We start from the raw sequence: 8323 nt of genomic DNA on the forward strand, positions 1-8323 counted from the left end.
TGGGCTGAACACGGACGGTGTTCGGCGACGGGGGTGTATCAGTTTTAAATCGCTGAGACGACGAAATCTGTATCAGTTTTCAATCGCCGTTGACACGGCCAGAGCCTATGGACTTTTCTGATCTGTCAAAGCAGTTGCAGGACATGAAGACTGAAGACCTACCAGGCGTGCCAAGTGTAGATCCTCGGGTGAGGGTAGATGACGCTCGGTTGAAGAGGGAAGACGCTTACTATGGTGAGCTACAGACTGGAAGCAACCCATATGTGAATTAGCATGAAAAAGGCGCCGTTTCTGGTGCCTTGTTTTTTTTGTGTCTTAAAGAGCGGCCAGAGCCATAGAGTTGCGGTAGTTGCCCTTGCGTGCCATGCTCATCGCGTACTTGGCTTGCGGTGTTCGTAACTCCGTGTGGCCGTAGTCCTTGAAGGTCCAGTTGCCTCCCCAAACCAAACCAACGGATTTCGCTACCTCTCCCATAAGCTTGTAGCCCTTCATAGTCCACGGATCGCTCGGGTCAGTCATGAGCTTTCCGTTCTTCATAAACGCACAGTCTGCGGCAAGACCATACTGGTGGTAGCTCTGATACCCCTTCGCCTGTGTGACGCCACTGCTCAACGAATCCTGACGCTCAGCGGTTCTGTGTCCTTCGATCATGGTCATGTCGTAGCCGTGTTGTTGCTTCATGACGATGAACATACTAGCCAGGCGGTTTGCATAATCTTTGTTCAATTTAGAAAATGTTCGGCTGATACCTTTGATCTTAGGAAGAATTTTAATATTCAACTCAGCAAGTTCTGGCGGTAAATCTTCATGCTTGTGTTTTATGGAGCCTCCTGCTAAGGAAGTTCCGAATGTGACTGCTGCAATTAAAGTGATTGCTAAATTTTTGTATATTCCTTTCATATGTTAACCTTTTGTAGTGAGTAATTTAATAATAGCAAAGATATATCAAAATGCAAGGTTAAACATGGTTGATTGGATATCCGCATATATGAAAAAACCCCTTTCGGGGCTTTGTTTATTGTTCACCAGCTTTCCTACGCATAGCTGTGATTGCATTTCCATTTTTGAATTTACTTACTTTGCTACTCACTTTTAACATGGTCTCAAGTTCGTTCGCATCTCTATGCTTCACTTGAGGTGCTTGTCTTTCAACTTGAGGTCTGAACTGTGGTGTAGCAAGAGGCTTACGCTCACGCTTAGGAGCAGGCTTGCTAGACTCATATTCGCTATAAGCTTGTTCAACTTCACTCTCATCAGGCTCTTGGCCCTTCAGCTTGGCAAGTTCTACGTCAAACAACTTCATTTCGCAGTCATGTTTCTTCTGGATGTGACCGATGTCTTCAACTGAAGGATCAGCTAGTTCTTTTTTATGAACGTCCAACATATTCCTAAAGGCGCAAGATTCAGCTTGTCCAGCATGATAAGAGTCGTTAAGACCAAGGCTACCAAACTTCTTGTAATAGTCTTGAGCGTTCAAATCGCTGTGTCGTCCGAAATGGGTAATAGTCTCGCCATTTCTAGTGAACCAAAAGTTGCGAACCTTAGAAGGATCTAACCCCTTGTTTTCTTCAGCCTCCATCACGGCTGTCATTTTTACCTCTGGCAAAGGCTCTTGTGCTTTTTGTGAAAAGAAGCTTGAACTACCAATTGCTTCTTGCATTAACATTTCTTCTTCAGTCATATAGTCTCCTTAGTTATTTCTTCTAATACATACGTTTTTTCTTGGGACTGTGCTTCATCGAAGGGTCCCAACACTTCTTTCAATACTCGCTCACGCTTCTGATCTACCATTTCTTCTCTAATGTTTGTCGTGAGGATTTCGGCTTGATGAACACATCCAAAAACGAGTGTGATCAAAACCAAGTTGCCTGTCGTCTTGTTCATTAATTCTCCATTTGTTATAAGAATATATATAACAGAAAAATTCTGAAAGTCAAAAAAAGGACTCCGAAGAGTCCTTGTGGTGTTTGACCAGGTTATCTAGCCATTTCAGCGTCTTTGTTTTTTGCTTTTGATTTAGATGGAGCTTTTTTCTTCTCTTCTTGCACAGGCTCTTGCTTCTGTTCTTCCACCTTAGGCTGCGCAACTTCTTCTTTTTTGTTAGCGACCTCAAAAGGAACTTTTACGGAAGTAGGATCTGCGGTAGCAGCGTACTTTATGCGCTCTTGCTCTTTCTTCGCTTTGTTTTCTTGAGACTTCTCAGGGTTATAGTCACTCACTCGTATCTTGCTATTCTGGCTCCAATTGAAAGACTTAAATTCACCTTCAGGGCAAAGCTCACGTACTGCTTTCTCTCTGTTCTGTAATAGCCAGTCGTTACCTTTTAGTAGGTCGGCTGTGTTTACAGCATGAATATGAACGGTGACAATTTTCCCTTCTTCAGGATCTTTTCTCTCAGAATTTCCGGTGTGGACAAAAGTATAGAATTTTCCAGCCTGAAGAACTTCGCCACCTACCCAATTTTTTTCCGGCTTACCTAACGATACCTTCAATCTACGTGAACCTATTTCAAATGCATCGTCGGGTGCAAGAGCTTGAATCTGGTCAGTTGGCTCGCCGTCCCTCCCGTTCTTGAACTTGAATCTTCCCATCTCTTGTAATCGTTCTTGATTTACGCTTCTAGCATGATTGATAGCAAAATTGAAGCTCGTGATTTCTTCAGGGGTAGATAGCTTTTCTACATTAACTAAGATATGAACAGAACGCTCTTCTTTGAACTGCACTTTTCCATGCTCATCTTTCTTTATAAGATTAAGCATTCCCCAGTTTTCCTTTTGGCCGGGTGTGATCGTGCCATCTTTTACCAATCCTTCCATGACTTCAGGGCTGAAGAAACCGGTTATATCTTCGGGCTTTAACTTAACCCCTAGTACTTCGTCTTTATCTTTCATCTTGCCAGTCAACTTCCAGTAGCAATCGTAGAAGTTTGGACACTCTACTATATAGACTCCGTTTTCAGGAATTGCATATACCTTGATGCCGTCTTGTTCGCCTGTGTTTACTCTTGCTGCTGATACGTGATTTTCTCTATCCATAATCTTACTCCTTATAGTTTTTATTATGTCTTACTAAGATAGCGCTAAAAAAATCAGTGTCAACTATTCACATCTTGCTATTGACTTAACAATGTAAAATGATATAACACATATATAACTAATTACATAAGGAGAAGTTATGCAGAAATTTATAAAAGGTGTTGTGACGTTTGCTTTCGCTTTGTCTTTTGGATCAGCAGTAGCTGAAACTAACGAAGTTCGTTTGGGGTATCAAAATGGTTTAACCTATGCTCCATTCTTGTTCATGGAAAAAAATAAGACTATTGAGAAGCATGCAGAAAAGTTAGGTATCAAAGACTTAAAGGTAACATTCACAAAAATGAGCGGTCCGGGTCCAATCAACGATGCATTAATTTCAGGTGCGGTAGATGCTGGTGCGGTTGGCAATCCAAGCTTGTCTTTATTACATAGCAAAACCAACGGCAAAGTTAAAGCCATTGCGAGCTTGAGCTACATGCCAATGCTATTAAACACAAGTAATCCAAACGTGAAGACGATTGCTGACTTCACAGAGAAGGACAAAATAGCTCTTCCTACAGTAAAGCAGTCAGTCCAGGCAGTGACATTGCAAATGGCTGCGGCACAAAAATTCGGTCAAGCTAACTATGCAAAATTGGACGCCTACACAGTATCCATGAGCCATCCTGAAGCTGCTATTCAGTTGTTAGGGGGTAAGTCTGAAATCAACAGTCACTTCACCGCCTTACCATTCCAAAATCAAGAGCTAAGAGAAGGAAAAGGTAAGATCCATACTGTTGTGAATTCCTATGACGTTTTAGGCGGAAAGACTACTTTCGTTTTAGTAGCAGGTACAACCAAATTCGCTACTGAGAATCCTAAGGCATACCAAGCATTATCTGCTTCTATTGAAGAGACTTTGAAGTGGATAAACGAGAACAAGACTGAAGCGGCAAAACAGTATATTGAGCTTTCAAAATCAAAAGAGTCATTGAAGGAAGTGCTAGACCAGATGATGAGTCCAGATGTTGAGTTCAACAGCACTCCACGCGGAATCATGAAGTACAACGAATTCATGGCAAAGGTAGGCACTATCAAAGAGCCAGCGAAATCATGGAAAGATCTAACCTTCCCAAATTTACACAACAAAGCAGGTAACTAATCAACACTACATAGGGGCGACCATTTCAAAGGTGGTTGCCCTTTTTTACAGGAGAACATATGAACGAAGGAAAAATATTAGAAATAAAGAACTTAACGGTGCAATTTAAGACTTCCAATACATTGGTGACAGCCTTGTACGACGTATCAATTGATGTGCATAAAGGTGATAGGTACGTGATTGTCGGGCCTTCCGGTTGCGGTAAGTCTTCATTATTGAAAACTATAGGCGGCAACATCAAGCCAACAAACGGGACAGTGAAATTGGACGGCAAAGAAATTCATGAGCCTTCAATGGACGTAATGAATGTGTTCCAGGGCTTCGACCAGCTTATGCCTTGGAAGACAGTTTTTGAGAACGTAATGTTCCCGTTAGTTGTAGGTTCAAATATGAATTTCAACCAAGCCAAAGAAGTAGCTCTTCACTTCATCAACAAGGTCAAGCTTTCAAAATTTGCAGACTCTTATCCTCATCAATTATCAGGTGGGATGTACACCAGGGTAGCTATCGCACGAGGTCTTGCGGTTGAGTCCAAAGTGTTATTGATGGATGAGCCATTCGCGCCATTGGATGCACTTACCAGGTCGCACTTGCAGGACGAACTAAGAGCCTTGCTTGCAGAGAGCGGAAAGACTTTGTTGTTCATCACTCATGACATACCTGAAGCGGTCAAGCTCGGCACAAGAATAGCTGTGTTGTCAGCGAATCCAGGACAGTTGGTTGAAGAGATTAGAGGGGTAGAGTCAGGTTCAAGCAAAGAGTTAGAACAAAGAATCAGCAGTTTGATACAACACTAAAAACAATAATAAAGGAAAAATTATGGAAGAAAATCTAGTTAGACCAGACATCAAAGGCAACCCAAAACCAGCGGAAGAGATTGGCTGTGTGGCGAAGCCACTATCAAAATTGGAGAGGCTATTCAACACTGCATGGTTTTGTAAGGCTGTGCTTCTAATATTGGTTCTTGGAGGGTGGGAGTGGTACGCAGTGTTCTTGGATAATGCGTTAATGTTCCCAACGTTCACAGATACAGTCAAAGCATTCGGTAGCCTTATCATGTCCGGTGAAATGTTCGTCAAGGCAGGCTACACATTAAAAATTCTTGGAATAGGGTATTTAGCGGGACTAGCATTGGCTACTCTTATCACTGTCTTGGCAACATTCAATCGCTTCGGACAGTATGTAATGGAATTGCTTACCTCAATCGTTGCGCCACTTCCTGCGGTTGCTCTTTTGCCATTGGCTTTCATTTGGTTCGGTCTTGGAAATGGCTCATTGCTTTTCGTGTTGATCATATCTGTTTGGTGTCCAATCGCTCAAGCAATGCACAGTGGCTTCAAGTCAGTGCCAACTACACTTCGCATGGTTGGTCGTAACTACGAATTGAAGGGCTTCAGATATGCTCAAAAGATTTTGTTTCCTGCGGCGTTTCCAGCAATTTTGACTGGTGCAAAGATAGGTTGGGCGTTTGGTTGGAGAACATTGATTGCTGCGGAACTCGTAGCGGGTGTCTCATCTGGTAAGGGCGGTATCGGCTGGATGATCAATGAAGCGAAGCAGAACTTAGATATTCCTGTAGTGTTTGCTGGTCTTGTGTCAGTGATTGTTATCGGTCTAATCGTTGAGAACTTTGTTTTCAAGCCAATCGAGAACAGAACAGTGAAGAAGTGGGGCATGCAGTCATAAACTGAAATTCATAAATTAGGATGCCCCTTTAGTGGGGCATTTTCTATTGTTGTCAATGCTCAAAGTATTGCTATTGTCATAAAAAAATATATACTTGATATATATAACAATAAGGATAGAAAAATGGAAGACGAATACGAATTAGAAAGGATGATGGCAGACTTTGAGTTTCCTGCTGAGGAAGCGGACGGTGACAAACTAGAAGCAATGAAGGCCGAAGGCAATGAGGTTGTAGAGTTTAAACGATGGTTTAAGAGCAAAGCTTCACCAACATTCAAGAACCTAAATGGAATCAGTAGGTTTATTGACTTCATTTCTAATCTACCATCTGAAGAGCGAAGTGCAATACGCGAAATGTTGGAAGACAGAATTCTAGGCAATCCTTCCCTTGAAATCACGTTTATGCTGAGCTACGGCATGCCTTTTGCTCTTAGTGAATATTGGGACGGTATGAGTCTAATGACCGAAGAATTGAACGAGATCAACAACTCTGTGAGTGAGGAAGCTCTTAGAAATATCATGTTGCTTCGTAGTGAATTAAAGACGTTTGTGTCTGCTATCAATAAGGGCTCACAAGTCGCAATCCAAGAGATTGAAGAAGCTGGACGGCGCCAGGTGGTTGATAATGAATTACAGTTGAAGAAGCATGAGAAGTCACTAGATGCGTTTGCAAGCAAGGTTCAATCCGATATTGAAGCTATTGCCAAGAATTTTGAACAAGGGATCGCAAGTAGGAAGTTGAACATTGACGCTGAGATTGAAGCCGAAAAGACAAAAGCTAGAAACATGGTCTACAAGGAGATCTCAAGCAAGGTTGAGAGTGTTGCGGATAAGGCTTTTGGGAAGGTGCATGACAAATACACTTTAAGGCACGCTTTCTACAATGCTGGAGCAGTAATCGTCGGCATGGCTGTGTTCACGATATTGACTAAGCTATTTAGCTAAGATAAAGCCCCTAACGGGGCTTTACTCTTACTTCTTGGTTCATCAGAATTATCGCTGTGTCTCACGATCTACAGTATCCCAACCTTCCTTCTTCTTTTTCAACATGGCAGCTAACCATGCCTTCTTGTCGGTTGTCTTCGCTGAGGAAGCATTCTTAGCTACTTCACTTCCATGTTTGAGATGTGATAATAAATGACTGTCCAAGACGGTTTCTATCGCTATATCTTCAAGAACCGATCCTCCTAGAGAGTCCTTTTCCTCTGGAAGCAGAAAGATTTCTTTACGTTCCTCTTTTGCTGTCGCCTCATCAAGTAATTTTTGTCCGTAGTCAGAATCTATTTCAACTTCTTCTTCTTCCTCAAAATCGTCAGCCCATTCTAGTTCATCAACATTAGAAGCTGATGCTTCTTGTGAAAGCTGAAACTGAACAATAGGTGCAGATTTCTCTAAACTCGCTTTTGGCACGCTGCTCAACATCTTCACTATGTCTTCTTCAGGTACAAACAAAGGTCTCTCAACGGTGCCTCCCAACATCCATTCAGGCTTTTCAGGCTTGTATAGGGTAGGGTAGCTTGAGATTTCTGCTTCAAGAATATACGCATTACTCATGTTGCCAGGAATGTATAAGTAACGAACATAGTTGCGGCGTGTTTCAAACTTACTTCCAAGTTCATTAATTTCATCTGGTGTGATCACTACACCTTCATGTTCTTGATAGTTTACGGATGTGGACTTACCATTGTCCTGGTAAGTGGTAGATTCATGACGTTTTAAGATAGTCTTCTTGCCCAACTGATTAGAAATCATCTCAGCAGAGTCACCCATATTGACGCCCATTATAAAAACATTTCCAGTATTGGCTTGTAAAAATTTTAAAAAATCGTCTCCGTACAACTCTCGTAACTGAGATAGATCTTGGCAAGCCAAATAAATTGTAACGCCTTTGGATGCAAACATTTCCATTCCGGGACCGATGAATTCCTTAAGATTTCCAAGAGCTTGGAACTCGTCACATACAATGTGGAATCTTCGTATGCTTGGGTAGTCCTTTGATTTGTCTTCAGGGAAGTACTTATCATTGATGAGACCTGCCATGTAGAAAAGCATACCTCGTATCAATGCAACTGTCTGATCTTTGAAACGTCCTGATGGTTTGATAAGTAAAATCTTTGTTTTTGGATTTTCATCTAGAACCCACTCTCTCAACGAGAATTTAGGCTTAGCTTCATACTTGTCCCATATCGCAGCTTTGGTAATTATTGGCTTGGCAAACTTCGCATAGATAGCAAGTTTAGGATCTACAAAATACTTGTGCATGTCGTCGCTAACAAATTGCTTGGCTATCTTTATTTGCTCACCAATAGGTTGAGATACCAAATTTTTAAGGTCGCCCCATGTCCAGCTACCTTTACTGTTCAAATGCTTAAGGCCACCTCGAATAACCCGCTCTCGGCGTGAGCAGAGCCAGGCGAAACGTGAGTCCGCGCTCCAGCATCGCTCAGTAGCGTGATTTTCA

Annotated in this window: 9 protein-coding genes; 4 read left to right on the forward strand and 5 right to left on the reverse strand. The window is 42.1% G+C overall.

The window, feature by feature from the left end; all coding sequences use genetic code 11:
* Positions 1-315: 315 nt before the first annotated feature.
* The 4 genes from ABIB38_RS23785 to ABIB38_RS23800 form a co-directional block, all read right to left on the reverse strand.
* Entirely contained in the window at positions 316-900 is a 585-nt protein-coding gene (locus ABIB38_RS23785) for a M15 family metallopeptidase (RefSeq protein WP_429207245.1), read from the reverse strand.
* Between the two features lie 115 nt (positions 901-1015).
* Positions 1016-1681, reverse strand: a complete 666-nt coding sequence (locus tag ABIB38_RS23790; RefSeq protein ID WP_429207247.1) for a hypothetical protein — start codon at positions 1679-1681, stop codon at positions 1016-1018.
* Complete coding sequence (locus tag ABIB38_RS23795) at positions 1678-1884, reverse strand: hypothetical protein (protein ID WP_429207248.1); 207 nt, start codon at positions 1882-1884, stop codon at positions 1678-1680. The genes ABIB38_RS23790 and ABIB38_RS23795 overlap by 4 nt, the downstream gene beginning before the upstream one ends.
* 92 nt (positions 1885-1976) lie before the next feature.
* Entirely contained in the window at positions 1977-3035 is a 1059-nt protein-coding gene (locus ABIB38_RS23800; RefSeq protein ID WP_429207249.1) for a hypothetical protein, read from the reverse strand.
* A gap of 139 nt (positions 3036-3174) precedes the next feature.
* Between ABIB38_RS23800 and ABIB38_RS23805 the strand changes: the two genes are divergently transcribed.
* From ABIB38_RS23805 to ABIB38_RS23820, 4 genes are all read left to right on the forward strand, one after another.
* Entirely contained in the window at positions 3175-4176 is a 1002-nt protein-coding gene (locus tag ABIB38_RS23805) for an ABC transporter substrate-binding protein (protein ID WP_429207251.1), read from the forward strand.
* 59 nt (positions 4177-4235) lie between these two features.
* Complete coding sequence (locus ABIB38_RS23810) at positions 4236-4973, forward strand: ABC transporter ATP-binding protein (RefSeq protein ID WP_429207253.1); 738 nt, start codon at positions 4236-4238, stop codon at positions 4971-4973.
* 22 nt (positions 4974-4995) lie between these two features.
* Positions 4996-5862, forward strand: a complete 867-nt coding sequence (locus ABIB38_RS23815; protein ID WP_429207255.1) for an ABC transporter permease — start codon at positions 4996-4998, stop codon at positions 5860-5862.
* A 123-nt stretch (positions 5863-5985) separates the two neighbouring features.
* Positions 5986-6807, forward strand: coding sequence for a hypothetical protein (locus ABIB38_RS23820; protein WP_429207257.1), 822 nt, complete (start codon positions 5986-5988; stop codon positions 6805-6807).
* A gap of 48 nt (positions 6808-6855) precedes the next feature.
* Here ABIB38_RS23820 and ABIB38_RS23825 read toward each other — a convergent pair.
* Positions 6856-8323: type IV secretory system conjugative DNA transfer family protein (locus ABIB38_RS23825; RefSeq protein ID WP_429207259.1), on the reverse strand; the 1468-nt coding region annotated here is incomplete at its 5' end.

Source organism: Massilia sp. UYP11, from assembly GCF_050434805.1.
Classification (GTDB): Bacteria; Pseudomonadota; Gammaproteobacteria; order Burkholderiales; family Burkholderiaceae_D; genus Telluria.

Coding starts and splice junctions, on each gene's coding strand:
- ABIB38_RS23785 (WP_429207245.1), bottom strand. CDS start 900: ATGAAAGGAATATACAAAAATTTAGCAATCACTTTAATTGCAGCAGTC.
- ABIB38_RS23790 (WP_429207247.1), bottom strand. CDS start 1,681: ATGACTGAAGAAGAAATGTTAATGCAAGAAGCAATTGGTAGTTCAAGC.
- ABIB38_RS23795 (WP_429207248.1), bottom strand. CDS start 1,884: ATGAACAAGACGACAGGCAACTTGGTTTTGATCACACTCGTTTTTGGA.
- ABIB38_RS23800 (WP_429207249.1), bottom strand. CDS start 3,035: ATGGATAGAGAAAATCACGTATCAGCAGCAAGAGTAAACACAGGCGAA.
- ABIB38_RS23805 (WP_429207251.1), top strand. CDS start 3,175: ATGCAGAAATTTATAAAAGGTGTTGTGACGTTTGCTTTCGCTTTGTCT.
- ABIB38_RS23810 (WP_429207253.1), top strand. CDS start 4,236: ATGAACGAAGGAAAAATATTAGAAATAAAGAACTTAACGGTGCAATTT.
- ABIB38_RS23815 (WP_429207255.1), top strand. CDS start 4,996: ATGGAAGAAAATCTAGTTAGACCAGACATCAAAGGCAACCCAAAACCA.
- ABIB38_RS23820 (WP_429207257.1), top strand. CDS start 5,986: ATGGAAGACGAATACGAATTAGAAAGGATGATGGCAGACTTTGAGTTT.